We start from the raw sequence: 25,235 nt of genomic DNA on the forward strand, positions 1-25,235 counted from the left end.
TATAAGATCAAAAAGTATAGTGGTTTTCCTGTACCAGGTGGACCATTAACAGCAAAAAGCTTTCCTGAAAAGAGGGTAATACCAAATTAATCGCAACAGCTTGCAATACCGCAAGAGAGTGACTCGGCGATGAACACCAACGCGTCGGTTGCATCATAAATGGAGATAACAGTTCTTGTAGACTTTCTTGATGCTTTAAAACATCTATGGAATCCGGCTTATCTTCTTTACCGAGATATTTGGCAATTGCTGATTCCGAGTCAAATTTTGCTATATTACTTCGTACAAAATCTAATAGTCTTAGAAAAAAACTATTAAACATTTCTAAGGAAGGAGCGGCAAAATTATAAATTACCGGTTTATCTTTTTTCTTTTTATGCGAGGTAACTCTTCTTAAGCATATTTCAGAGCGGCTAAATAAATATTTTTTGTCAATTTCTAACTTCTGTACTACAAGATCAATCATAAGATTAATCATTTTTAAATCTAGAGTTTTAACTCAAGCATCTTGCTTTTTATCCTTAAAATATATTCTCTCACTTTCTGAAAATACTTCCTCTATTAGGCTATTATTATCTACAAAATTTGGTAAATCTTTTAATTCTTTTTCTTGGAACTCAATCTCTCATGATTCTACCGAGAGCATAAGCAGCAGTAGAGATAACCATCAATCCTTCAATATATTTACCGTTTTCATCTATAGTTAAACCAGCAATAGGTGTTTGTCGGTTGCTCTTGCTTATCTTGATGGTTATTATAATCATTTAAGAACTCTTGATCTAATTTAGTTATAGTTTGGATTTTCTTTAAAATATCAAGTGCAGCTTCCGACCATTTTAAATAACCGAGATAAATATGCCAATGAACTGCTACTTCGTTTTTCTCAAGATCAATACCGATTTTTGTTTTATCCACAAACTAAGCATCTTTTAAGAACAAAGTGTTTCTTTCTTATCCAGTTTGCAACTAAAACTGCCTTTTTTATCGGTATGTTCTCTAATAAGGAAATTATTAAATATATAGTGTCTAGCATTTGGTCTTATTGGAATCCTATAAACTGGTCACCAAGCATACAATTAGCTACCTTAAGTTATATATTGTCTTGTTTAATTGATAGGAATGATGCATATCCATTTTAAGATGCATAAATAATAAATAATGACCAGGAATGGCTTAAAAGCAATCAAACTTATACCTTTTATAATACCCAATTTCTATCTTCTCCGTTATATGGAACTTGCAAACGAGATACCTATATGCCTAAAAAGATTAAAAATATTTCATCAATTTGATGATGAGAATTATATACCCAAGCGTTAGCCTCTCATAAGCTCATAAATAACTTTTCTAATTTATTGAAGCAATTTAAACTAACTCCTCTTATAGATTCTACTGATTTTAATCCTAACTATTTTATGGTATGGAGTTAGGCAAAAAATTTAGGGAATATTCCTAAATATTTTGGTCATAAGCTAAAGCGTGTTTGTAATAATATAGAAGAAGCAGAAAATGATTGGGAGAGTTATGAACTGGAGGCATTCTCTCATTTTTCTACCTTTCATGAGTTTATAAATACAATAACACATTGTAATGATGCATTATTAGGTTGTAGAGATATTAGATCAGATATATATTACAATGAACTATAATTAATTCAGATGAATACAACTTTCTTCTTTAGCAAATAAAGCAATGAATGCCTATATAGTCAAATGCACATTTAAACCGCTTCAACGCACATAGCCATACCCATACCGCCACCGATACATAAAGAGTAACTAAGCCTTTTTTAGCTTTAGCGCTGCGTAAGCTGTGTATCAGAGTAATAAGTATACGTCCGCCGCTTGCCCCGATCGGGTGACCGATGGCTATTGCTCCACCGTTAACATTAACCTTCTCCATATCCCATTTCATTTCACGGTTTACATAAATACTTTGAGCGGCAAACGCCTCATTAACCTCGATAACTTCCAAATCATCAACGCTCCAACCTGCTTTACTTAAAGCTTTTTTGGATGCAGGAACAGGGGCAGTACCCATAATACTTGGATCAACACCAGTTGAAGCATAAGAAACAATACGAGCTAGCGGCGTTAAATTATGCTTTTTCAAAGCTTCTTCGGAAACTACCATAAGACATGCCGCACCGTCATTAATAGAGGAAGCATTACCCGCTGTAACTACACCGTTTTTATCAAAAGCAGGACGTAATTTACTCAGAATTTCAAGGCTGATATCAGGTCTTACTGTTTCATCATGATCAAACAAACTAGTAGTTTTTTTAATCGTTACTTCGATAGGTAAGATTTCATCTTTAAAAACTCTTGCTAGCTGTGCTTTAGCTGCTTTCTTGTGAGAGCTTAAGGCAAACTCGTCCTGCTGTTGTCTGCTAATATTAAACTGTTTCGAGATATTTTCGGCTGTAATACCCATAAATACTCCTAAAAATACATCGGTTAATCCGTCATACTGCATTAGATCAACCATTTTAATATCGCCGAATTTAGCTCCTGCTCTGATATAGCTACCGTGCATACCAAGCGACATATTCTCCTGCCCACCTGCTATAACTATTTCATTATCACCCGTCATAATTGAAGTTGCTGCAAGTACTACGCTTTTAAGACCTGAGCCACATACTTTATTAATCGTATAGCCCAGCACTTCTTTCGGTATTCCCGCATAAATCAAAGTTTGCCTAGCTGGATTCTGCCTGCTACCGCCGGTTATTACCTGTCCAAAGATTACCTAACCTACTAAAGCTGAATCGATTTTGCTGTTTTGCAGTATATCCTTTATTAAATGAGCAGCAAGCATAGGTGCAGCTGTTGTACTAAGGCTACCTATAAACGAGCCGAAAGCAGTCCTTTTCGCATAAGTTATATAAACCGGTTTTGTCATAATGTGTACTCCTTAAACAATTTATCTAGTTTATCATTTATTAAATAACTAATATGTCCGCCTGCTACATCTAGCTTAGAGTTCTTTAATAATTTTTGCAAAGGTAAAATGGAAAATTTAGGTACTATTTGATCATCTTCTGCTGCTACTATATATATACAGGACAATGAATTAAACTCGGATCAATAATAAAATTATTCGATCTTCCATTTAAGATTTATAAACATATTTTCATCTAATATATTTTGTATAATTTGATTATAAACCTCCTTAGATATACTATTACCTGACATAAGCTAATTCTCTATTCTCAATACTAATTCTTGCTCCTTATCGGAAGTTATAGAGAAAAATTTTTTTAATTTAGCATTGAAATAATCAGGGAATAAAAGAAAAAATAAAATTTGAATATGAATTCAAGGAATTATCGGTAAATTGTCTATGCCACTATCTAGTTTTAAATATCGATGCAACATTCTTATATAGAAAAAATGAGAAAAATCCCACGGACAGGTAAGTAAAGTCAGAGTTTTGATAAATTTAGGCATAAGTACGTTTGTAGCTATCGCAAGGTTACCGCCGATACAATGACCTATTAAACTAATGTCTTTAATTTTCAAATTATCTATTACTTCGATTATTTTATGCACATAGTCGTCTAGTAAATATTTAGGTTCCTCAATCTCTAGCCAATCTATTAAATAAACTTCACCGTAGCTTCTCAAATTTTCAATAAAACTTTTGTCACGAGCTAAAAAAATATTTCCAGTGAGTTGAAGATAGAGAGGATGATTAGGAAATTTTTGATGTCATCCTGACTTCTTTCTATGTCATTCCCGACCTCCCCTGTGTCATTCTCACGAAAGCGGGCATCCATTTTTAATTTATTTTTACTGAAACCTCTGGACAAACCACGGGATAACGCCGAGTAATACAACACCCTATAATGCTCTGTTTGCATTACTATTTTACCTGATTTAAATATTAATTACCTAAATTCTGTGTCTTTGTATAATTATTATAAAGGTCAAAATATTCCTGTAGTTTATTACTATCTAGCATTGAGAGTATCTAGTAATTCTTGACAAAAGGCTAAATATATTGTATAAGTTCAGCACCTTCAGAATGTAATAACAAGTATATAGGCTCTAAAGTTTTAGGGGAAATATCTTTTCATAAAATCTTGAAGTGCTTAAGTTTTTTTTTTGTCCTTAGGGATTTATAATGCTAAGTACCTCATCACGATCGTTTAAAAACAAATTCAGAGCGGCATTTTGGCCTGTGCATAATTATGAACTCGGAAAGTTTATTCCGATGAGTACCTTAATGTTTTGTATTTTATTTAATCAAAATGTTTTACGCATCTTAAAAGATAGTATTTTAATCTCCGAGATTAGTGCAGAAATAGCAGGTTTTGCTAAAGTTTATTGTGTTACGCCTGCCGCTGCTTTATTCGTGATTATTTATGCTAAAATGATTAATTATCTTACTTTTGAAAAGATCTTTTATTATTTAAGTGCATTTTTTATCAGCTTTTTTGTTTTATTCACTTTTGTAATCTATCCTAATATTCATATTTTTCATGTACATCCCGATAATCTAGCTGACTGGATGGAACGTTATCCTCATTTTAAGTGGTACATCTCATTAGTAGGTAATTGGGGTTATATAGTATATTATAGTCTTGCCGAGCTTTGGCCTAATATTTTTTACGTATTATTATTTTGGCAGTTTGCTAATGAACTTACTACTACCGAAGAAGCAAAAAGATTTTATACTCTCTTTTCGCTATTCGGCAACTCTTCTTTAATATTAGTCGGCTTTTTAATGATGAATCTGTCATCGGAAGATACTATTATTAAGAAGTTTATGAGTATTTCGGATAGTAAAATCACTTTAGTTCAAGTATCCACGACAATTGTGGCAATTGTTGCTATTATTTGTTGTTTGTTAGTTAGATTTATTAGCAAGAACGTTTTTACTAATCCGTTATTTTATGCTAAAGCAAAAAGCGGTCGCTCAACTTCAGAACGTATGGGGCTAATTAAAAGCTTTAAATATATTGCGAAATCAAAATATTTATGGCTACTTTTAATTTGTTCGGCAGCTTTCGGATTTGCTATTAACTTAGTCGAAGCCGTATGGAAAGCAAAAATTAAGGAATTATATCCGACTGTAAATACCTATGCTGAATTTAACAGTCTGTATATACTTTGGACAGGCGTGGCAATAATGGTTATGACCATCATCGGTAATAATCTTATGCGTATGCACAACTGGTTTGTAGCAGCAGTTATTTCACCAGTTATAATAATGGTAACCGGCATTTTGTTCTTTGTACTTATCGTATTTGACCAACAAATTTTATCATTATTTGATGGAGCAATTTTAATGTCACCTCTTGCTCTTGCCGTTTCAATCGGTGGTATTCAAAATATTTTAGCTAAAGGTACTAAATATTCTATATGGGATACTTCAAGAGAAATGTTATATATCCCTCTTGATGAGGAGCTTAAAACTAAAGGCAAAGCTGCAGTTGATGTGATAAGTGCAAAAGTCGGCAAATCCTCTAGCGGTCTTGTGCAATCTATTATTTTTACTTTAGTTCCAACCGCTACTTTTACCTTAATCTCACCAATTCTAATGGTGGTATTTACTTTTGTATGCTTAGCGTGGATTTATGCAGTAAGAAAAATATATTTTGAATATCAAAAAATAGCATAAAATAAATTATTGTCATCCTGCGACTTGACCATGGAGTCTAAGAATACAAGTCTGTGACCAAGATATCGTGGTCAAGCCACGGTATGACACCGAACGCGTTTTGTGATCCACGCGGGTAATGGCCCTTTTTAGCTAGGAACCTTACAACATAAAACTATCGATGTTACTATGAATCAATCTCTCCTAAAGCTTTAGTCTCTATATTATCTAAGCAAATCTCAAAATCCTTTAAGATATCGTCTTTACTTTGAGAAGCAGGTGGTTTAAATGAAGTTAGGGTAACTTTTTCACTCTTTATAAAATTATGAGGCTGAGGTTAATCCTTAAGTTTAATAGTAACAACTTCGCCTGATAGAGAGTTCGGATATCTGTTCTTATTAATTGAATCTGGATGCGTAATTTCTAGGTTTTTTGGAGTATTATCTTCCTTGTTCTTACTACGGAATGAAAAAATTCTAGATGATGGCATTTGATTTACATTTTATTTAAAAAACGCTATTTATTATAGGGCAATAATTTATATTTAACAAGCAGGATGGTTAATTGTCATAAACTTTTCTATCATTCTAGTAACGGAACGTTCTAGCTCAATATCTAATTTTGAATAATCAGAAAAGTTAAACCATTTAAGTTCATTTGATTCGTTATTTTTTATAAAATTATCATTATTTACTGTTTTTAGTAAAAATCGTACATCATAGTGATAATGAGCAGGCTCCTTATGAGTTCGCGGAATATAATGGGTGTCTATATCAAAAATCTCCTTATTTATCGTTTTGATTTCATTAATTCCGGATTCTTCTATAGCTTCTTTAACCGCTACATTTAATATATTACTATCTCCATCACAATGACCGCCTGGTTGAAGCCACTTATCAAGCTTTTTATGGTGCATCAATAAAAATTTAGTTTTATCATTATTAAGTAAAAAAGCCGAAGCAGTGAAATGTCCTATTTGTAAATCTCAGCTAAAAGGGTTTTCATATTCATTTAAAAATTCAAGCATTTTTGTTTTTGTAACAATTTCTTCAGGATATGTACTACTGTAATTTTGTAGTTTAATATGTAATTCATTCATAATGATAATTTTTTATGTATAGCGCTTTGATATTTAGCTCAAATTTCTCTGCTAAGTCAAATGACAATAATTGCATAAAATTATATTGTCCATGTTTCATGGTAATTATCATTGACAATTAGTTAATGTTTAGTTATATATCGCATAACTAAAATTTAATATGAACTAATTAGATTTATTTTTATGCTTAACAAAATAGTCGAATTATTTAGAAGTGATGATACCAACCCCTTGGTATGGTAAGCTTGCAGTAGTAAGAGCATGTGCTGTTGGAATTTATGTGATAACAGGTGATTTACTTAAATCTCCAGCTTTTCTTCTCAAATGTGGTGCCGATATAGTAGCAACAATGGGAGCAATGCTAGCATATGAGCATTATACAGACGCAACTTCGCAAGAAAATCCGATGATAGGAAATGAAGCACAAGCTGCAATATAATAATAAAATATTTTTAACGAATTTAGAGGACACACCGACTCTAAATTCGTATTCATTGACCATTCAAACCGTTTTTTAGTCTAATTTTGACTTGTTTTAAAGAACGAGGAGTTGCGTCCGTAACTTCAATTTCAATATTTTCTGAAATATCTATTCTAGTACCGATAGCCGGAACACTACTGACTCTAGTCAATACTAATCCACCTATCGTATCAAACTCATCATAATCATTGTGTAGCTTTTCTCCTATTATTTCTTCTAACACTTCTACTTCAACACGTGCATTTGAAATAATTGTTGAGTTATTAATAACCTTGAAATTATCGCTATCTAATTGCTGATCATGCTCATCATCTATTCGTCCTACTATTTCTTCTATAAGATCTTCAATAGTAACTAAACCGTCAGTACCGCCATACTCATCAACAACTATTGCAATATGTGTTCTCTCACGACGCATTTTTGCTAGCAAATCTAATAATTTCATAGAAGGAGCTGCAATTATATGCTTACGTATAAGCTTTTTTAAACGACCGTTTTGCTTTGTAGCCAATGCTTTAAATAAATCCTTGATATGAATGAACCCTACTACATTATCCAAAGTACCGTCATATATAAGAGTTCGTGTATGTGGGACTTCTAACTTAATAGACTCACTTAATTCTTCTAGATTCGTAGTTAATTTTATTGCCGCAATATCGGAACGCGGTACCATTATATCTTCAATAGTTTTATCTTCTAGCTCCAATAAATTAGCTAAAATATTACGCTCGTCTAAAGTCATTTTTTGGCTATTAATTTTAAGGCGTTTTATGACACCAAAAAAATTATCGGGCGTTTTTGTTTTTCTAAAAAAATTTTTTATCGGAGAGAATAATTTTCGTACAGTAAAAATTAACTTATTATTTTGATTTTTTTTACTAGAATCTTCTTTTTTTGAAGATTTTAACATAAATTTTTTTATTTAGTTAATAAGGGGAGAAAATACCGAAATATGATAATATTTCAATTTCTAGATTTTCCATAATATTTGCTTCTGTGTCATTTTGATGATCAAAACCAATTAAGTGTAAAATACTATGTATTAAAAGATGAATAAAATGATTCTCAAAAGTTTTGTGCTGCTCGCACGATTCATTATATATTACCTCATAACAAAATGCTATATCACCTAAATGCATATAATCAGAGTCACCTAAAAATTCAAGTTTAGAATATAAATCCTGCCAATTTAATTTGTTGCTTGGAAAAGAAAGAACGTTAGTAGCTTTTTCTATATTACGAAATTGTTTGTTTAAGATCAATATTTCTGCAGCATTTGTTAGTAAAATTGATAATTCAAATTGTTTTATTTTACTAAAATTATCAAACCGCAATAAAATATTTTGAGTTATTTTTTTGATTAAACTCTTATTTATCTGCTTATGCTCACGCCATTTGTTGTAGTGTCTTACAATTTCTACGTTTATCATTGTATCAAATATTGAATAAATAGTCGTTATAGACTTAGCTGTAACTTAAGAGCATATTTTAAAAGCTGTATATCTTCATTAGAGATAACGTTAATTTTAGATTTTAATCTTAATTTGCTTACTGTCATTATTCGATCAGTCATGGCTTTACCTTTTTTGCTACCTATCATTACGTAGGCTTCACAAGGATACCATTGATCGATGTTACTAGTTAAAGGTATTACTTGCACACGATTTAATGAAGCATTTGAGTCATTATTGCCGGTCTTACCTTAGCGACTTCCACCTAACAAAGGGACCACCATACCTCAGCTCTTTTCATAAAAATCGCGTTCTATTAACCCTTCTACCCACTCATTGGCCTTCTCCTCAGCTTTTGTATCTTGAGCCATGGCTTTGTAAGCGGCTCCAAGCTTCCCATTAATTACATAAGGTTTTACACAAGTTGCTCAATAAATTTGCTAATTTTACGTTCACCTATTACAGAATAAAGCCTATAATAAACCGCTTCATCTATAGTAATTGTCAATTTCTTCTGCATAAAATACTCGTATACACGTGTGTTACACGTATGATATTATATATATAAGTTAATCAACATAAGGATTATTTATGCAAACTGACCACACAGACAATAAGCATGATATTTTAAGACACCAGTTTTTGTTGGTAATTCTCTTTTAATTTTTGAAAATCCTCATCGGCATGGTATGAAGAACGGGTTAGCGGGCTTGCTGAAACCATCAAGAATCCTTTTGTTTTTGCTACTCGCTCTAGATATTTAAACTCTTCCGGCGTAACATATTTTGCGACCTCAGCATGATTTTTGGTAGGCTGCAGATACTGCCCGATAGTTAGGAAATCAACCTTTGCTTCTCTTAAATCATCTATAACCTGTACTACTTCATTTATTTCTTCCCCAAGTCCTACCATCATACCGGATTTTGTAAAAATTTCAGGAGATAATTTTTTAATATTATGAAGTAAGCTTAAAGAATTATAATATCTAGCCCCCGGTCTAATCGTTTTGTATAAAGACGGTACTGTTTCGACATTATGATTAAAAACATCAGGTTTTGCGTTTACTATTATTTCAGCTGCTCCTTCTTTTCTTAAAAAATCGGGTGTTAGAATCTCAATAGTAGTATTTGGCGATGATTTTCGGATTTCGCTAATACACTCCGCAAAATGTGACGCTCCGCCATCCTCAAGATCATCACGATCGACGGAAGTAATTACTACATGCTTAAGATTTAGCTTTTGTACTGCCTCCGCTAACCTTTGCGGTTCATACGGATCAAGTAAATCCGGTCTACCCGTTTTAACGTTACAAAACCTACAAGCTCTAGTACAAACCGAACCTAAAATCATCACAGTTGTATGTTTTTTTGACCAGCACTCACCAATATTAGGACAAGCAGCTTCCTCGCACACAGTATTTAATCTCAGATTCTTTATTAAATCTTTTGTATTATAGTACTCTGTAGAATTAGGAGCTTTTACTTTTATCCAATCAGGTCGTTTATTTAAATTAGCCATAAAACGGAAATAATTCAATTAATTTTGTCACTTCATTTAATACTTTCTGCTCAAGAGCGCTATTATCTTCATTATTTTTTAAGCCGTCTAAAATATCTGCTACCATATGACCGACTAATACAAAATCCTTTTCTTTAAAGCCTCTAGTAGTACATGCGGGAGTACCAAGGCGAATACCTGAAGTGATAAAAGGCGAAGTTTCATCAAACGGGATAGCATTCTTATTACACGTAATCCCTGCTCTATCCAAAGAATTTGCGGCAAGCTTACCAGTGATTCCGTCTTTACGCAAATCCACTAAAACAATATGATTATCGGTACCACCTGTTAATATATCATATCCTCTTTCTTGCAAGATACTTGCTAAAGCTTTAGCGTTACTTATTACCTGCTGAATATAACTTTTATATTCAGGCTGCAAATTTTCTAAAAAAGCTACGGCTTTTGCAGCTATTATATGCATTAACGGACCACCTTGTAGTCCTGGAAATAATGCAGAATTTATTTTGTGACCTATCTCTTCATCGTTAGATAAAATTAAACCGCCTCTTGGACCTCTAAGTGTTTTATGAGTAGTAGAGGTAACAGCGTGAGCATAAGGAATAGGGCTTTGATGCTCACCTGTGGCAACAAGTCCTGCAATATGAGCAATATCTGCCATAAAGTAAGCTCCTACTTTATCCACGATTTCTCTAAATTTTACAAAATCAATATTACGAGGATAAGCAGAAAAACCGGCTATAAGTAATTTTGGTTTATGCAAATCCGCTAAGCGTTCAATCTCATCATAATCGATTAAATAAGTCTCTTTATTTACACTATAAGAAACGGCGTTAAACCATTTACCAGACATATTAGGAGCTGCACCGTGCGTTAGATGCCCGCCGCTATCTAAGGACATACCAAGAACCGTATCACCCGGCTGTAATAAAGCAAGATATACAGCCTGATTTGCTTGTGATCCTGAATGAGGTTGGACATTTGCATATTTGCAGTTAAAGAGTTTTTTTACTCGTTCTATAGCTAAATTTTCAGCTTTATCTACTTCCTCGCAACCGTTATAGAATCGCTTACTTGGGTATCCTTCAGCATATTTGTTAGTCAGAAGCGCCCCTTGAGCTTCAAGCACAGCAGGACTTACGAAATTTTCTGATGCAATAAGCTCGATTACGCTACTTTGACGTAGCTTTTCATGCTTTATTATTTCATTAATCTCTTGATCCGTTTCGTGTAAATTATTATTAAAAATATTCATTCATCCTCATATTTTTTTGGTTTTGTTGTGCGGATATCTAATCATCATTGCGAGGAAAAATTGAAAATTTTGACAAAGCAATCTCATACCAAAATCCTGAGATTGCCACGCAGCCTACGGCTGCTCGCAATGACGGTTATTTATAAAATTAATCGCAATCTTAAGCCCCCGTCCATCTATTGAATGAGCAAGAGACGTTAATTTATGTCCGCTATGCTCTATATGCAGTTTAGATAAATAGTTTGAAGCATTATACATCTCGCTAACACCGACCACCTCATCTAATTCCCCATGAATCAAGCATATAGGAGTAAGCTTATTATTAACTTCCATAGGTGGAATTAATGCACCCGAAAAACCTATAGTACAGAAAAATGGCTCTTTTTGAACTAGCGTTAAATATAATCCTATCATCGTACCTTGAGAAAAGCCAATAATGATAGTATCTTTATTGGTGAGATTTAACTCGTCCTGCTTTTGCTTTATTATATCTTCAACCTTAGAAATATTATTTGCAATTAGCTTTGCCATAATATGCGGGCTGCGGTCTTGCACACTAAACCATTGTCTACCATAAGGCATCATATCATAAGCCTCGATACCATGCGGGGAAATAAAATGACAATTGGATAAATAATTTTTGATATAAGGCACAAGTCCTATTAAATCATGTCCGTCCGAGCCGACACCGTGCAGTAATACTACTAGCTTCTTCGGCGGCTGCTCTTTACTTTCTACTTCGGGGTATTCTAAATATTTGCTCATGTTTTTATATGTTTATGTACTTAAAATATTAAGGTTGAGTAGTAGTGAAGGTCAATTTCAAAAAGAGCAAGGAGTCTGCAAGGCGAGGAGCGGAACGTATACTGAATACGTGAACACCGCAGCACTTACTAGACGAATACGCCAATTTTTGAAATTCACCGGGTATACGCTTTCAACATCTTCTCAAGTTCTCCACTTTGATATAACTCTCTAGCAATATCACACCCGCCGACTAATTCTCCGTTAATGTATAATTGTGGGAATGTCGGCCAGTCGCTAAATTTTTTTAAATCTTCACGTAATTCAGCATCAAAAAGTACATTAATATCACGAAATTCTACACCTAATTTATTCAAAATAGCTACTACGGTTCCTGAAAACCCGCATGCAGGCGACTTTTTAATACCTTTCATGAACAATACTACTTTATTATTTTTTATCTCATTTTCTATAAATTTAAAATTTTTATTTTCTAGCATTTTAAGACTCAATAATTTATCTTCTAAAATACACTTTCTATAGCAATATATGCAAGCACAAATAGTTAATAAAATTTTTGAGATTTTTAGCAAGAATAATCCAAATCCGAAAACCGAATTAATATATAAGAATGATTTTACCTTATTAGTAGGGGTAATATTATCTGCTCAAGCCACCGATATATCAGTAAATTTAGCAACTAAATCTTTATTTAAAACTTATGATACACCAGAAAAAATTTTAGCACTCGGCGAAGAAGGACTTAAAAAATATATAAAATCTATAGGACTATTTAACAGCAAAGCAAAAAATATTATCGCATTATGTAAAATATTGATAAGCAATTATCAAGCTTCAGTACCGAATGATTTTAAGGCATTAATTAAACTACCGGGCGTTGGCAGAAAAACTGCTAATGTTGTACTAAATTGCTTATTCGGCATGCCTACAATGGCAGTTGATACACATGTCTTTAGAGTAGCCAACAGAATCGGGCTTGCTAAAGGCGGTACTCCTGAAATAATAGAAAAAGAGCTACTGCAGATTATCGATAAAAAATGGCTAACGCATGCCCATCACTGGCTAATTCTGCACGGCAGATATATATGCAAAGCTAGAAAACCCGATTGCGACATCTGCCCTATTAAAGAGTATTGCGATTATTATTTTAACCTTAAATAATGAGTTATAGTAAATCTTATAAATTACCAATTATTTCTGAATAATATTCATGTTCTATAGAATTAGGTTTAGGATCAAGTGTTGCTAATGTTTCTAAATGACAAATAACGAACGGTGCACCTTTTTACCTTGCCCCCTGCATAGATACGGATGTTTACAAAACCAAGCGAATTCTCCTTCCATTTGTGCACTAGTTAATTCATGTAATATATTACCGTTTTTATCATAAAGACTAAATAAAGTTTAGTCATTATCTTCAATAAGTTTTATAGGGGTTTGTTTATTATCTAAATTTTCTTGCTGATGTCCTATATATATTTTATCTAAAACTCCTTTTTTCTCATATTCTTTAAGAATTATTTGTGTCATTTCTTTTACCGATACAGTAATCATATAGTCTTTTTTATTAGAATAAATATCTTTAGCACAGGCGGCAATAAAACTATGAAGTTTAACTATAAGATTTTTATGTTTTATAATAAAAGGTTTTTCGTGATATATTGGAAGTCTTGCTATACCAGAATGCGAAATAAAGCTTGCATTTTGAGAAGTCAGCATGGTTATAAACATCTCTATAGATGAAGTATCACGCGAATCATATTTTATTGGAAACAAAGGCTACATAATACATAGGTTAAGCCTTGATCATGATAATCTAAGCTAGCGGAAAAGGCATACTTCCCCTTAAAACTTTTTATCACCAGATCATTATCTTGATAAGAACTTTGAAAGCTACTCTGCTTACCCAAAAAATCTTGCTAAGCAGACATATTCGCTCCGTTGACTTTTACCATATAAAAATGTAAATCATCTTCCTGTTTATAATGATGAATTTCTGAATTTACTTTTTGTATTTGTGTCTCTTATAACTTTTTAAAAATACCCTGTAAATCAGAATATTTTATCTATTTTACTGAAATTATACTTAGAACCAAGCCGTAAAGCTCACCCATATTGCATTTCGATTCCATCCGGGGTTTTATCTTCTTTACATACAGCTTTTATAAATTGACTTAACTGTTCTTCATCTTTAGTAAAATTATTTTTTTTAAATCTCTCTAAGAATTTTTTTAATAAATCCTCTTTTCTAGGATCTGTCATATTAACATCAATATGATTAGTAATATTTATGCCTGTTTTTAATCTTAAATTCAAAATATCTTCCATATATCTAATAGAAGGTATAAATTTCTATAGTTTGGGGCTTAAAAGATGAATTATCATTTAATTGCAAAATAAAATCATTTACTTCTTTCCAATGTTCATAAGTTGATATATCAAGAGCGATAATTTTATCCTTTACTATATAAGGATTTTGAAGAAAATTAAAAATCTCTTGTAAGCTTATTCCCTCTAAATTTGTACAATCTAAGACACCGTCTTTCATAAAAGATAGTGCTTCTTTCAATTGATCATTGATTTTTCTTGCATTTTATAACTCTTTTAAATATTAATTCTTAAAGAAATACTAAAAATTAATATTTTATCAACAAAATATCTTATGTGATTATAAAGATACGGCTAAGTGATGTGTACAAATACTTTAAATTTTAATATATTTTCAAGTTGACAATTTTTTGCTTACTTCATAATATCTAGGCTCAATTTTATAAAGGTAAAATTTATGCGTTCAGCACTTATAACTTCTATATTAGTAGCTGTAGCTTTCTTAACAAGTGCTTGTAATACAATGCAAGGTGCAGGTCAAGATATGCAGGCAGCCGGTAAAAAACTTAAAGATTCGGCAGAAAGCAATAAGCCTCAAAAAGGTTGCGGCTGTCCTCACAACTCAGCTAACTAAATATACTGTTTTTTATAATGGGTCGTCTGCCGATTCTTCATTTACTCGGAGTATATATCGCAGACGACTTTTTATTTTTCTGCCTTATCGATTTCTGCTTTTAGCTTTTCTATTTCTTCTTTTGAAAGTTTAGTATATTTAATTATTGTTTCTAGAGACTCTTTATCAATTAGCATTTCTTTTGCTATTTCAATATTTCTTCTAGCTTCGCCTTCAGCTCTTCCTTCCTCTTTCATCTTTTTAAAAGCACTAGTTTCAATTCTAAGCAACTCTAAACGATTTTCATATTCCTCTCTTTCTGCATCATTTAAATTTATTACCTCAAGCACGATTAATGCTTTTTTCAATACATCATTATCCAATTCTTTCGATAAATTATTTTTATTTAATAAATCATTACGTGTTAAAAATGCTAGCCATATATCTAAAGCATTTTTAACTTTCTTGACGACATCAGATAACTCCTCCTTAGGATGCTCAGCAAATTTATTAATCTCTATAGTATGTAACTCTATATCTTTAAAATATACTAAACCACTTTTTATTTCCTTTAACTGAAAGGAATTATGATATTCATCTGTATCTGTAATTACTGGTAAAGTTAAGTATGTATGTCCCTATTGTTTTATTTAATGCCACATAATCTGATCCCTCTTTCAGTTGCTCCGTATACATTTTCGCCCAATAATACAAAGCTCTTTTATCGTAATCCACTTCATCGGTTACTTGGATTGTGATTTATACCTTTTACTACTTTTACTTTTGGCTTTTATATCAAGTATAGATAGTTTATCGGCTTTAAAATTCTTTGGATTATACGGATTAAGTAATGTTACTTCTACAATCTGATCTTTCTCACTTACTATCGAATTAATAAGCGATATCAATAAATCTTTATTCTCTTCTACTTACTCCGAAGATTTTTTTAAATGCTAAATCTACTCTCGGATTAACTTTTGACATATTATTATGTTACTGAATGTGATTTTCTCTTTATTTTACATATTCTGAGGTAAATATTCTACTATAAATTTATATTAAATCTTTTGCTTATTCACCAATCTATATATCTCTTTTTTACTATAAACATCTTTGAATTTGTCATAAACAAGTTCGGTAGTAGTTTTGCTACTTAAGTTTTTACTTAAGCAAAGTTCTATAAATTTTTCTAAATTTTTGTGTTGGTTTTGTTCCTGTATATTTCCTGAAATCAACAATACTATCTCACCTTTTAAAATATTATTTTGATAGAACTCTATTATTTCATCTATATCCCCTGTTTTTATTTCTTGATACAGTTTAGTTAACTCACGAGCTACACATATTTCTCGGTTTCCTAGTATTTCCTTAGCTACCGATAAAGTATTTATCACACGAGGAGCTGTTTCAAAAAAAATCAAAGTAGCCTTAAGATTTACTAGTTCAGAAAAAATCTTTTTCTTACTTTCTATAGTTTTAGGTAAAAACCCATGAAATAAAAATCGATCAGTAGGAAGAGCCGATAAAGTTAGAGCAGTAACCGGTGCAGATACTCCCGGTACTACGTCTATATGACAATTAAGATTGCGTATACCTCTAACTAACTTATAGCCGGGATCGGAAATTAAAGGAGTCCCTGCATCAGAAATTAAGCTTATTATATTGCCAGATTTTATTAAACTTATGATATTTTCTCTATCTTTCTCGTCACTATGATCATTATAAATTTGTAATTTTGTATGAATATCATGTTTTGCTAGCAATTTTTGTGATATTCTAGTATCCTCACATAAGATAATATCCGAATTTTTTAAAGTCGATATAGCACGAAGCGTTATATCTTCAAAATTACCGATCGGTGTTGAAACAATATATAATCCTGGTTTGGAAAGATATCTAATCATAGTTTTTTAATTTTAAGTAACATTATGGCTAGTATAAAACATAAACTACGAATCGTTCTATCATTTTTTTGCTTGGTATATTTAACGTCCTGTCAAACTCCTAAAGAAGAACCCATAAGTTTTCCTAAAAAAGAACAAACAGAAATTGAGATTGCAATTTTAATGCCAAATCAGGGTCCTGATAGTATTGTCGGGAAACAATATAAAGATTTAATTAAAATGGGACTTAACGACGGAATCAAGTCTTACATACATGTTACTTCTTACGATGGTTCAGACGAAAAAAACGTTTTAGCCGCTATGGATAAAATAGTAGCACGTAAAACTAAAATTATTTTAGGTCCTCTATATTCCAACTTTACCTCTCTAATAGCCGAAAAAGCAAAGGCAAATGATATTATTATAATAACTATGTCAAATAATCCGGCTCTTGCAGAAGATAAATTATTTATATTCGGTCATGCACCTTTAAAACAACTGATACGTATCATTAATTATTACGCAAGTAATAACCATAAAGATTTTATGGCATTATTACCTAAAGGGAAGCATTCACAAACTATTAGTCAAGTAATGCAAAATATATTGATTCAGAACAATGCATCATTATCATGCACTGAATTTTATGAGGATAATCCTGAATCTATAGCAAAAGCCGCAAGAAATATTTCAGACAATACCGATATTATAAATGAACGTAGCGACACGACAAAACCGGTTATTTATCTATCAGACGATCCAAAAAATTTAAACCTACTCGCTGATAGTATTCGTAAATATAATTTAGATAAAAAGGCTATTTTAATCGGTGATCATCGTATTGATATCGATTACCCTGAAAATATCGATATTAGCTTTACCGGCTCTTTAAATTTACTCAATAGCAACGTTCCAGATAGGGCAAAAGACTTAGGTATTAACCATATAGGCTTCATGCATCTTCTTTCTTATGATTTAGGACGTATGACTGCAAACTATATAGGCAATGAATTTGCATCTGAAAGGTTTTTAAATAGAATGAACAGTAGACAACCTTATATAGGTTTATCCGGTAATATTTATTTCATCGATGGAGTAGCTCAGAGACGATATGATATTATTAGGAAAAAGAATGGGATATATTCTACTGTTTCAGAAAATTAGGGCGTTGTTGTATCTTAGTCACTCAGTGACCTGACCATGTGTTGTACGAATGTTCAGGATGTCATTCCCGCGAAAGCGGGAATGAACATTGAGTAGGTGTTTCAAACCATGCAACAAGGCTGGTCAAGCCACAGGATGACAAAGGGACACTAAAGATTAATTATTTATTTTTATCATTATCACTACCGTCGTCTTTCATGCCGTCTTTAAAAGCTTTAAGACCTTTAGCAAGATCGGACATGACTTGCGGTAATTTGCCGGCACCGAATAATACAAAAATAATTAATAAAACTATTAATAAATGGCTAAAGCTCATTCCCATGATATTTTTGTTGCTGTATAAGTTAAAATTTAATTATATAAGATATTATAGCTCTAATCTAGGATAAAATAATTAAAGAAATGTTTACTAAAAAACAATTTTCAGAATTTTTTGCTACTTTTTTTTATATCGGGAAAATAAAATACTGCCCAGGCACTTTTGGATCGATTGCTGCTTTCCCTCTAACTTATTTCTTAATATATTTTATTGTTAATAACAAAATAATCATTCCTTTCTTAAGTCTTACTCTCGGTGAAGCTCAACTTGTCAGTATATTTATTATAAGCTTTAGCCTATGTTTGATACTCTTAATACTCGGCACTTATTTTACTAAAATATATTTAAATTATACAAATTCAGAAGACCCTAAAGAAGTGGTCATTGATGAAGTAGTAGGGCAAATACTAACTATTGTTTTAGTATTTTTTTCTGCTTTATTTGCTAATGAATCGTATTTAATTAAATATTTTAGTCCGCTAACAATAAATATTATATTACTTTTCGTATTACCTTTTTGTCTATTCCGATTTTTTGATATAGTAAAGCCCTGGCCTATTAATTGGTTGGACAAAAATATTAAGGGCAGTATCGGCATTATGCTTGATGATTTGCTAGCCGCAATATTTGCTGCGGTAACTCAATACGCAATTATATTTGTGTTAATAGATATTCTACAATAGATTTGCTATAAAAAAAGATCATTGACTAATTTCTAATATAATAATATGATATGATAAATATTTATAAATTTTTAAAGAGATAGTTTTCATGTTCGCAGTTATAAAAGCAGGTGGAAAACAATATAAAGTAGACAGAAATAGTATTATTAAAGTCGAAAAAATTGATGGAGAACTTGGCTCTAAAATTCAGTTTGATCAAATTTTAATGATTGGCGAATACTCAAAGCCTTCTTTTATTGGGACTCCAATAGTTAAAGGGGCTGTCGTTACGGCTGAAATTACTAACCAACTTAAAGATAATAAAATTATAGTCTTTAAGAAAAAGCGTAGAAAAAATTATCGTCGTAAAGCCGGTCATCGTCAAGAATTGACGGAATTAAAAATATTAGATATTATCAAACAATAATAATAACTTAAAAGGAATTATAAAATGGCAACCAAAAAAGCCGGTGGTAGTTCTAGAAACGGGAGAGACTCGGCCGGTCGAAGGCTGGGAGTTAAAAAAGCCGATGGACAATATGTAATACCCGGTAATATTATAGTTAGACAACGCGGCACAAAAATTCATCCTGGAATGAATGTAGGGCTTGGCAAAGATCATACAATATTTGCTTTGATAGAAGGTAGAGTAGAATTTTTAACTAAGCGAAATCATAAAATCGTGAATGTTAAAGAAATTGCAAGTACTTAAGTGTTGCGGTTTGATCCACTAGTGTTACGTGGAACGAAAAGTGCTTTTTATGGCATTGTTACGTTGATTGGTAAAATCCACTTGGTCACCCTGTGGCTTGACTAAAGGGGCCATAAAATAATTTAAAATACTAATATTATTAGTATTTTAAGCTGGATCCCGCGATCAAGTCGCGAAATGACAATTGAAAATCATTCCACACAATAATGTCTGTAAGTGCGCTAGATGACGATAGGCGGAAATTAATTATATAACATAATATTCTTTTAGGCTTTCTTTACTTATGGCCTTAATAATTCAAAAGTTCGGTGGCACTTCCGTTGCAAATATTGATAGAATAAAAAAAATCGTTCCTATCATAAAAACCGAAATAGCTAAAAATAACCAAGTAGTTGTAGTAGTTTCGGCTATGGCAGGTGTTACTAATCAACTTGTCACATTGTGTAATGAAGTATCAAGCCTTAATAACATTTCTCAATTTGCAGAATATGATGTAGCACTTTCTAGCGGTGAAATAGTCACTGCTTCATTACTAGCGCTCGCTCTTCAAGAAGAAAACATAAAGGCACGATCATTTCTAGCTTGGCAATTACCGATGCTCACCAATAATAATCATAGTAAAGCTTTAGTAGAATCAATTACTACAGATTTACTAGAAAAATATTTACAGTTAAATACCATCCCTATAATAGCCGGGTTTCAAGGAATTAACAAATCCAATAGGTTAACTACTTTGGGCAGAGGAGGATCTGATACTACTGCCGCCTTAATCGCTGCAGCTATGAAAGCCGATAGATGTGATATTTATACTGATGTAGAGGGAATATTTACTGCTGATCCAAGAATTATTCCAAATGCCAAGAAAATAAAAGAAATAGATTTTTTAGAAATGTTAGAACTAGCATCAAGTGGAGCAAAAGTACTACACCCTAGAGCCGGAGAGTTAGTAATGCGGTATAAAATAGATATGCGTGTTCTGTCAACATTTTCACCGGATACAGAAGGTACGTTAATCACTTCAAAGGATAAAAATATGGAGAATGGGATTATTAACAGCATTACTTCTAATAAAAATTTATTAAAAATATCTGTAAAGAGCATGTCTGTAAGTTTTTTGCAAGTTGCAAATATGATTACACAAAATAATAATCATATTGAGTTTATGCAAGAGATAAAAAATAATGAAGAATATAGTTTTATTACAAATTTAACCGATAAAAATAATTTACAAGCTTTACTGACTAATTTAAAAGATGATAAGCAGATACAAGATTTTACTTTTGATACCGAAATTGCTACAATCTCTCTTATTGGTTATGGGATTAAAAATGATTGTAAATTACTTGAAACGATATTATCAAAGTTAACGAACGATAATATAAATGTTCACATGATACAATTATCAGCAGTTAAAATTACCTTATTCATAAATGATCAAGATGCAGAAAAAACAATTTTTAATTTATATAATCTTTTTAAAATATCTTAGATTCTGCATCTGAAATTTAATTTATAGAAAAAGAAGTGGAACAGACATGACTCATACTACAGAAAAATTTTATAATTTGTGACAAAAAAAGTTAAAATAGATTAATTTAAATTTCATATATAAGACCTAAATACTTAATTCAATAGCTTAAATTTATTATTTTCATTATAATTATCTTCTATTTACTATTTATTAGTTATATATTAATAAATAAGTCCAAGAGACTATCTATGAAGTTATTTTAACTCTCAATTTTTAGGAGTAAATTTTACAGGAAAAAATAATGAGCGAAGATATAAGGTCAAAAGAACAATTTAATCGGATTAACGATATATCAGAAACAAATAAAGATGATCCAGAAGAAATTAGAAACCATTTTAAAAAATTTGTACTGAATATATTAGAAACAGACAATATAACCCCGTATAAGTTAAGTGAAAAAACAGGTACTCATGAAACAGCGTGGAAAAATTTTCTAGATGGTCGTACAAAAATGCCTGATATGGGAGCAATTGTTGCTCTTGCAGATTATAAAAATGTTCCACTAGATGAAATAATAGGCAGAGATATAAATAAAACAAAAAAGATAATGGTAGAAAAAAAACAAACTCTGGAAATATCGGCATCTATAGCTAAACTACCAAAAGATATACTGCAAGAAGCCATGTTGATAGGAGAAAAAACTAGAGGGGTTATTCATAAACCAACAAATAAAAAGACAAAATCTTTTGCTGAACAAGTTAAAAGCTCTAATAAACCGAAAGGAAGGTCTATCTAAATAAAAATATGTTTTTCAATATTGAGCCTAATATAAAACTTAAAACCTTACTTGATATTCTAAAATGGAAAATAACTTCAAAACGACCAAAATGGCCAACAACACTGCCGTTTACTTCCACTGATATTCCACCACCAAAAATAACTAGCAGTAAAAATACACAGCTAAATCTCGATCGCTTCAGACAAGATGAATTTAAGGACGAGTCTGCACAGTGTACATTAGTACGTGACTACAGACGAGTTCCACGAAATTCATTAGTATCAAGCGATCGAGATGACGCTGTACGAGTAGCCTACGTAGGACATGTAACCTTTTGAATTCACATAGACGGTTTAAATATCTTAACCGATCCGGTATGGTCAGAGCGGGTTAGTCCTTTTACTTTTACAGTACCAACGAGAGTGGTAAAACCCGGTATTAATTTTACCGATTTACCTAAAATAGATGTTATATTAATAAGCCATAATCACTATGACCATTTAGACATCAGAACAATTAAAGATTTATGGGTACAAGATAAGCCTAAGATTATTACACCGCTAATGAATTACGTAATAATCAAAAAACATATTACCGATGCAGAAATTGTTACCTTAGGGTTGGGAGAGTCATATAAAGAACAAGAAATACAGCTAAATTCAAAAAGTTTCTAAGAAGATGAAATTAAAGGCGATGTAGAATTTTATTTAGAACCGACACAGCATTTTTGTCGGCTAGAGGAATATTTGATAAAAATAAAGCATTTAGGGAACTTTGATCATTAAAACTAAGATAGGAGATATTTGTTTTATAGGTGATTCGGGTTATAACGATAATCTTTTTAAAGAGATCGGGAAAAAACATAATATTGATGAAAATAAGTTGATTACCCCTGAAATAGGTGAATTTTTCCTATTTGATAAAAATGATTTATAGTTTATGCACTTAAATTAGATGTGTTTTGTCTACCCATACCATATGTTTTACTGGATCCCGTGAATAAAATCACGGAATGACAGAGAGGAATAATAAGCCACACCAACCACCCCTGAACGACACAAAATTCAGTTTATAATGGAGATAAAAGCATATTTATTACTGAAAAATTGCCAATTTCTGATTTATCACGAGAAGAGAAAATAGAGCTACTAAATGGTTGTGCTTGGGGCATTGCATTAGTCCATAATATTCTACCACTTTTTGCTTCTACTATTCCTATAGACATAAATATATTATCTGCATTACTTACTGAACAACCTAAAGCACTCATTAAAAAGTCACATGTACGAGCTCCATTAATCTTTATCATTTGCACATAATGAAGTAATACAAATATATCAGCTCCTGTTTTTTCTCCTAACATTATAACAGGTTCACCTATATTTTGAGTCATTGAGAAAGCTTTTCCTTCAGACCATAATAAAGGCGTATATAAAGCAGTATAAGTATTATTATAGGAGCTACGAAAACGAGATACTCAATCATCAAGCTTTTGTGTTCTAATATCTTTGTTGTACAATAGCTTAACTCTTAAACTATTCTTCTGCATTGCTAAAGAAATTTCTTGCTTCAACAATTCTCCCAAATGATCTTCATAGTTATATTTACGTTCTTTGCAATGACCAATATCTAACGTATATACTTCCGTTTGCATCGGTAAAACTAATATTTCCTTGTATACATAAGATAATAAAAATTATAGATTTATGAAAAATTTTATGCATAACATTTAAAGTTATCGTCAAGATTTATTTTTTACCTATTACAGTTAAATAATATGGTCATAGAATAAGCAAGTACGGCAAACATGCAAAGATATAAAATCGGGAATAGGTTAAAATCAAATGATTTTATTACCTTTGCACAAATATAATTAGCAGTACCGGACATTAACATTGAGCCGATATTATGTCCTAAACTTATAACACGATAGCGTTCTTTAACTACAAAAGACTTAATAACTATACTATGAGCAAGAGAATTAAAAGGTGCAACTGATACAGCTAACATTAAACTAGCTGCAAGCCCTAAATTAGTCATTTGATATTTTACTGCTATCACAAAAAATACACTTGCTGTAATAGTACATATAAATGCGATTTTTAATACTGAATTAACTCCTAAGCGATCGGCAATAAAACCGGCAATCGGCATGCAAACAGCAAAACATATTACTATTAAGACCGAAAAAGCACTCATAATAATACCGACTGAAGGTAATACGATCGGTAAATATTGCTTCATAAAGATGATCGCAATTTGATATGTTGCTCCAAAACCTCCGGCTAAAAATATTAACCGTGCAATATTTTTCCATTGCTTTTTAATTATAGAGCTAAGTTTTTCAATAGAATCTTGGCTATAATGTGCTTTTTTAAACTCCGGTGTTTCATCAAATTTCCGGCGATAATAAAGAGTTATTAATGCAAGTGGTAAACTTAGTAAAAACGGAATACGCCAACTCCACTCTGGAAAAATATGAGAATTAAAGAAATTAGTTGCACCGATTCCGCATAATAAACCCATTACTCCTGTACATCTAGTTATTGCCGAGGCAGTAAATCGGTATTTTGCTCCTAAATGTTCAATAACATAAATCGCTGCACCGTCATATTCCCCTCCAATAAAAATACCTTGCATGAAGCGACATAAAACTAAAATTATTGTACTCCAAACTCCTATCGAGGAATAATCGGGCAATAAACCTATTATTAAGGTAGGGATTACAATACCAATAATCGTAAAACTTAAGGCTTTTTTTCGACCGTATATATCCCCTATACGTCCAAAAATATAAGCACCCATAGGCTTTGATAAATATGCTGCTGCATAAACGGCAAAAACATTTACAAGCTTTGTTAATAGATCAGTACTGGCTGAAAAGAATTTATCCGCGATAATTGCCGCTGAAAAACCATATAAACTATAGTCGTAATATTCAATAATAGTGCCTAAAAAAGCACCGAGAACTTTATTGCGTGATTTTGTTTGTTTCATTTTAAAGGTATACTGTGAGTAAACGAAAAGTAGGTAGACAACGAAGTTTAATTTGAAAAAGAGCAAGGCGTCTTGAAGCTGATAACCGCAGTGTACATACTAGTATGTGAGGATTATCAGCAAAAGACAACATAG

The 25,235-nt window shown here is 31.9% G+C and carries 35 protein-coding genes and 2 pseudogenes; 13 read left to right on the top strand and 24 right to left on the bottom strand.

The features are described from left to right. Nucleotides 1-7: 7 nt before the first annotated feature. The 4 genes and pseudogenes from BG75_RS05985 to BG75_RS10750 all read right to left on the bottom strand — a co-directional run bounded on the left by BG75_RS05985 (nt 8) and on the right by BG75_RS10750 (nt 3,963). Nucleotides 8-466 (bottom strand): hypothetical protein, encoded by a 459-nt coding sequence (locus BG75_RS05985; RefSeq protein ID WP_252903697.1) that lies wholly within the window; start codon nt 464-466, stop codon nt 8-10. Nucleotides 467-693: 227 nt separating this feature from the next. Further along, nucleotides 694-915, bottom strand: coding sequence for a hypothetical protein (locus tag BG75_RS05990; protein ID WP_062811770.1), 222 nt, complete (start codon nt 913-915; stop codon nt 694-696). An 805-nt stretch (nt 916-1,720) separates the two neighbouring features. Next, a pseudogene (locus tag BG75_RS05995) lies at nt 1,721-2,901 on the bottom strand (acetyl-CoA C-acetyltransferase). Further along, nucleotides 2,898-3,963: pseudogene (locus BG75_RS10750) on the bottom strand (alpha/beta fold hydrolase). The pseudogenes BG75_RS05995 and BG75_RS10750 overlap by 4 nt, the downstream one beginning before the upstream one ends. A gap of 162 nt (nt 3,964-4,125) precedes the next feature. Here BG75_RS10750 and tlc5 point away from each other — a divergent pair. After that, nucleotides 4,126-5,625, top strand: a complete 1,500-nt coding sequence (gene tlc5, locus BG75_RS06010; protein WP_062811771.1) for a GTP/GDP exchange transporter Tlc5 — start codon at nt 4,126-4,128, stop codon at nt 5,623-5,625. A gap of 523 nt (nt 5,626-6,148) precedes the next feature. Here the strand turns inward: tlc5 and BG75_RS06015 are convergent. Continuing rightward, nucleotides 6,149-6,580: an NUDIX hydrolase gene (locus BG75_RS06015; protein WP_081463632.1), complete on the bottom strand. Its 432-nt coding sequence runs from the start codon at nt 6,578-6,580 to the stop codon at nt 6,149-6,151. Between the two features lie 9 nt (nt 6,581-6,589). Continuing rightward, nucleotides 6,590-6,703, bottom strand: coding sequence for a hypothetical protein (locus BG75_RS06020; protein ID WP_014014742.1), 114 nt, complete (start codon nt 6,701-6,703; stop codon nt 6,590-6,592). Between the two features lie 217 nt (nt 6,704-6,920). Here BG75_RS06020 and BG75_RS06025 point away from each other — a divergent pair, with 217 nt between their 5' ends. After that, a complete protein-coding gene (locus tag BG75_RS06025) occupies nt 6,921-7,142 on the top strand; it encodes a hypothetical protein (protein ID WP_062811772.1) in 222 nt (73 codons plus the stop codon). 52 nt (nt 7,143-7,194) lie between these two features. On the opposite strand, the gene tlyC is transcribed toward BG75_RS06025, so the two are convergent. The 7 genes from tlyC to grxD all read right to left on the bottom strand — a co-directional run bounded on the left by tlyC (nt 7,195) and on the right by grxD (nt 12,652). After that, nucleotides 7,195-8,094, bottom strand: coding sequence for a hemolysin C (gene tlyC / locus BG75_RS06030; protein WP_012151259.1), 900 nt, complete (start codon nt 8,092-8,094; stop codon nt 7,195-7,197). Nucleotides 8,095-8,110: 16 nt separating this feature from the next. After that, complete coding sequence (ybeY, locus tag BG75_RS06035) at nt 8,111-8,614, bottom strand: rRNA maturation RNase YbeY (protein ID WP_062811773.1); 504 nt, start codon at nt 8,612-8,614, stop codon at nt 8,111-8,113. A gap of 26 nt (nt 8,615-8,640) precedes the next feature. Then, nucleotides 8,641-8,844, bottom strand: coding sequence for a type II toxin-antitoxin system PemK/MazF family toxin (locus tag BG75_RS06040; RefSeq protein WP_084777246.1), 204 nt, complete (start codon nt 8,842-8,844; stop codon nt 8,641-8,643). 418 nt (nt 8,845-9,262) lie between these two features. Beyond that, nucleotides 9,263-10,153 carry a lipoyl synthase gene (gene lipA, locus BG75_RS06045; RefSeq protein ID WP_062811774.1) on the bottom strand — a complete coding sequence of 297 codons (891 nt, stop codon included), beginning with the start codon at nt 10,151-10,153 and terminating at the stop codon, nt 9,263-9,265. Continuing rightward, entirely contained in the window at nt 10,146-11,408 is a 1,263-nt protein-coding gene (gene glyA, locus BG75_RS06050) for a serine hydroxymethyltransferase (protein ID WP_062811775.1), read from the bottom strand. Before glyA ends, lipA begins: the two co-directional genes overlap by 8 nt. A gap of 114 nt (nt 11,409-11,522) precedes the next feature. Then, a complete protein-coding gene (locus BG75_RS06055) occupies nt 11,523-12,173 on the bottom strand; it encodes a hydrolase (protein ID WP_062811776.1) in 651 nt (216 codons plus the stop codon). 155 nt (nt 12,174-12,328) lie between these two features. Then, entirely contained in the window at nt 12,329-12,652 is a 324-nt protein-coding gene (grxD, locus tag BG75_RS06060) for a Grx4 family monothiol glutaredoxin (RefSeq protein WP_012151266.1), read from the bottom strand. 49 nt (nt 12,653-12,701) lie between these two features. Here grxD and nth point away from each other — a divergent pair, with 49 nt between their 5' ends. After that, nucleotides 12,702-13,334, top strand: a complete 633-nt coding sequence (nth, locus tag BG75_RS06065) for an endonuclease III (RefSeq protein ID WP_062811777.1) — start codon at nt 12,702-12,704, stop codon at nt 13,332-13,334. A 243-nt stretch (nt 13,335-13,577) separates the two neighbouring features. Here nth and BG75_RS06070 read toward each other — a convergent pair whose 3' ends face one another. From BG75_RS06070 to BG75_RS07915, 3 genes are all read right to left on the bottom strand, one after another. Then, nucleotides 13,578-13,949: a hypothetical protein gene (locus tag BG75_RS06070; protein ID WP_062811778.1), complete on the bottom strand. Its 372-nt coding sequence runs from the start codon at nt 13,947-13,949 to the stop codon at nt 13,578-13,580. 330 nt (nt 13,950-14,279) lie between these two features. Next, nucleotides 14,280-14,501, bottom strand: a complete 222-nt coding sequence (locus BG75_RS08855) for a hypothetical protein (RefSeq protein WP_196242489.1) — start codon at nt 14,499-14,501, stop codon at nt 14,280-14,282. Between the two features lie 4 nt (nt 14,502-14,505). Beyond that, on the bottom strand, nt 14,506-14,721 hold the full coding sequence (locus BG75_RS07915; protein WP_196242467.1) for a hypothetical protein: 216 nt from the start codon (nt 14,719-14,721) through the stop codon (nt 14,506-14,508). 237 nt (nt 14,722-14,958) lie between these two features. Here BG75_RS07915 and BG75_RS06080 point away from each other — a divergent pair, with 237 nt between their 5' ends. Further along, a complete protein-coding gene (locus BG75_RS06080) occupies nt 14,959-15,135 on the top strand; it encodes an entericidin A/B family lipoprotein (RefSeq protein WP_062811779.1) in 177 nt (58 codons plus the stop codon). A gap of 71 nt (nt 15,136-15,206) precedes the next feature. Here BG75_RS06080 and BG75_RS07920 read toward each other — a convergent pair whose 3' ends face one another. The 4 genes from BG75_RS07920 to rsmI form a co-directional block, all read right to left on the bottom strand. Beyond that, complete coding sequence (locus tag BG75_RS07920; protein ID WP_217284898.1) at nt 15,207-15,725, bottom strand: Rpn family recombination-promoting nuclease/putative transposase; 519 nt, start codon at nt 15,723-15,725, stop codon at nt 15,207-15,209. After that, entirely contained in the window at nt 15,709-15,849 is a 141-nt protein-coding gene (locus BG75_RS08500; protein ID WP_196242487.1) for a PD-(D/E)XK nuclease family transposase, read from the bottom strand. The genes BG75_RS07920 and BG75_RS08500 overlap by 17 nt, the downstream gene beginning before the upstream one ends. Nucleotides 15,850-15,857: 8 nt before the next feature. Then, complete coding sequence (locus tag BG75_RS07925; RefSeq protein ID WP_012151275.1) at nt 15,858-16,022, bottom strand: PD-(D/E)XK nuclease family transposase; 165 nt, start codon at nt 16,020-16,022, stop codon at nt 15,858-15,860. 150 nt (nt 16,023-16,172) lie between these two features. Further along, nucleotides 16,173-17,018 carry a 16S rRNA (cytidine(1402)-2'-O)-methyltransferase gene (gene rsmI / locus BG75_RS06090; RefSeq protein ID WP_062811781.1) on the bottom strand — a complete coding sequence of 282 codons (846 nt, stop codon included), beginning with the start codon at nt 17,016-17,018 and terminating at the stop codon, nt 16,173-16,175. Between the two features lie 24 nt (nt 17,019-17,042). Here rsmI and BG75_RS06095 point away from each other — a divergent pair, with 24 nt between their 5' ends. Further along, nucleotides 17,043-18,161: a penicillin-binding protein activator gene (locus tag BG75_RS06095; RefSeq protein WP_062811782.1), complete on the top strand. Its 1,119-nt coding sequence runs from the start codon at nt 17,043-17,045 to the stop codon at nt 18,159-18,161. A 160-nt stretch (nt 18,162-18,321) separates the two neighbouring features. Here the strand turns inward: BG75_RS06095 and BG75_RS06100 are convergent, their stop codons facing one another. Then, nucleotides 18,322-18,483 (bottom strand): Sec-independent protein translocase subunit TatA, encoded by a 162-nt coding sequence (locus BG75_RS06100; RefSeq protein WP_004997483.1) that lies wholly within the window; start codon nt 18,481-18,483, stop codon nt 18,322-18,324. Between the two features lie 80 nt (nt 18,484-18,563). Here BG75_RS06100 and BG75_RS06105 point away from each other — a divergent pair, with 80 nt between their 5' ends. The 8 genes from BG75_RS06105 (at nt 18,564) to BG75_RS06140 (ending at nt 23,039) form a co-directional block, all read left to right on the top strand. Beyond that, nucleotides 18,564-19,163, top strand: a complete 600-nt coding sequence (locus tag BG75_RS06105) for a phosphatidylglycerophosphatase A (RefSeq protein ID WP_062811783.1) — start codon at nt 18,564-18,566, stop codon at nt 19,161-19,163. Nucleotides 19,164-19,251: 88 nt separating this feature from the next. After that, nucleotides 19,252-19,569, top strand: coding sequence for a 50S ribosomal protein L21 (rplU, locus tag BG75_RS06110; protein ID WP_062811784.1), 318 nt, complete (start codon nt 19,252-19,254; stop codon nt 19,567-19,569). A gap of 24 nt (nt 19,570-19,593) precedes the next feature. After that, on the top strand, nt 19,594-19,854 hold the full coding sequence (gene rpmA / locus BG75_RS06115) for a 50S ribosomal protein L27 (protein WP_012151280.1): 261 nt from the start codon (nt 19,594-19,596) through the stop codon (nt 19,852-19,854). 283 nt (nt 19,855-20,137) lie between these two features. Further along, on the top strand, nt 20,138-21,343 hold the full coding sequence (locus BG75_RS06120) for an aspartate kinase (RefSeq protein WP_062811785.1): 1,206 nt from the start codon (nt 20,138-20,140) through the stop codon (nt 21,341-21,343). 283 nt (nt 21,344-21,626) lie between these two features. Further along, a complete protein-coding gene (locus BG75_RS06125) occupies nt 21,627-22,121 on the top strand; it encodes a helix-turn-helix domain-containing protein (protein ID WP_062811786.1) in 495 nt (164 codons plus the stop codon). An 8-nt stretch (nt 22,122-22,129) separates the two neighbouring features. Next, complete coding sequence (locus BG75_RS06130) at nt 22,130-22,441, top strand: palindromic element RPE3 domain-containing protein (RefSeq protein WP_062811787.1); 312 nt, start codon at nt 22,130-22,132, stop codon at nt 22,439-22,441. Nucleotides 22,442-22,462: 21 nt separating this feature from the next. Beyond that, on the top strand, nt 22,463-22,777 hold the full coding sequence (locus BG75_RS06135) for an MBL fold metallo-hydrolase (protein WP_084777247.1): 315 nt from the start codon (nt 22,463-22,465) through the stop codon (nt 22,775-22,777). A 100-nt stretch (nt 22,778-22,877) separates the two neighbouring features. Beyond that, a complete protein-coding gene (locus BG75_RS06140; protein WP_004997461.1) occupies nt 22,878-23,039 on the top strand; it encodes a hypothetical protein in 162 nt (53 codons plus the stop codon). 133 nt (nt 23,040-23,172) lie between these two features. Here BG75_RS06140 and BG75_RS06145 read toward each other — a convergent pair whose 3' ends face one another. The 3 genes from BG75_RS06145 to BG75_RS06155 all read right to left on the bottom strand — a co-directional run bounded on the left by BG75_RS06145 (nt 23,173) and on the right by BG75_RS06155 (nt 25,100). Next, complete coding sequence (locus tag BG75_RS06145) at nt 23,173-23,496, bottom strand: hypothetical protein (protein ID WP_252903700.1); 324 nt, start codon at nt 23,494-23,496, stop codon at nt 23,173-23,175. Between the two features lie 84 nt (nt 23,497-23,580). Further along, a complete protein-coding gene (locus tag BG75_RS08860; protein ID WP_196242488.1) occupies nt 23,581-23,757 on the bottom strand; it encodes a hypothetical protein in 177 nt (58 codons plus the stop codon). A gap of 101 nt (nt 23,758-23,858) precedes the next feature. After that, a complete protein-coding gene (locus BG75_RS06155; RefSeq protein ID WP_062811789.1) occupies nt 23,859-25,100 on the bottom strand; it encodes an MFS transporter in 1,242 nt (413 codons plus the stop codon). Between the last annotated feature and the right edge of the window lie 135 nt (nt 25,101-25,235).

This window comes from Rickettsia endosymbiont of Proechinophthirus fluctus (assembly GCF_001602635.1).
GTDB classification, from domain to species: Bacteria; Pseudomonadota; Alphaproteobacteria; order Rickettsiales; family Rickettsiaceae; genus Rickettsia; species Rickettsia rickettsii.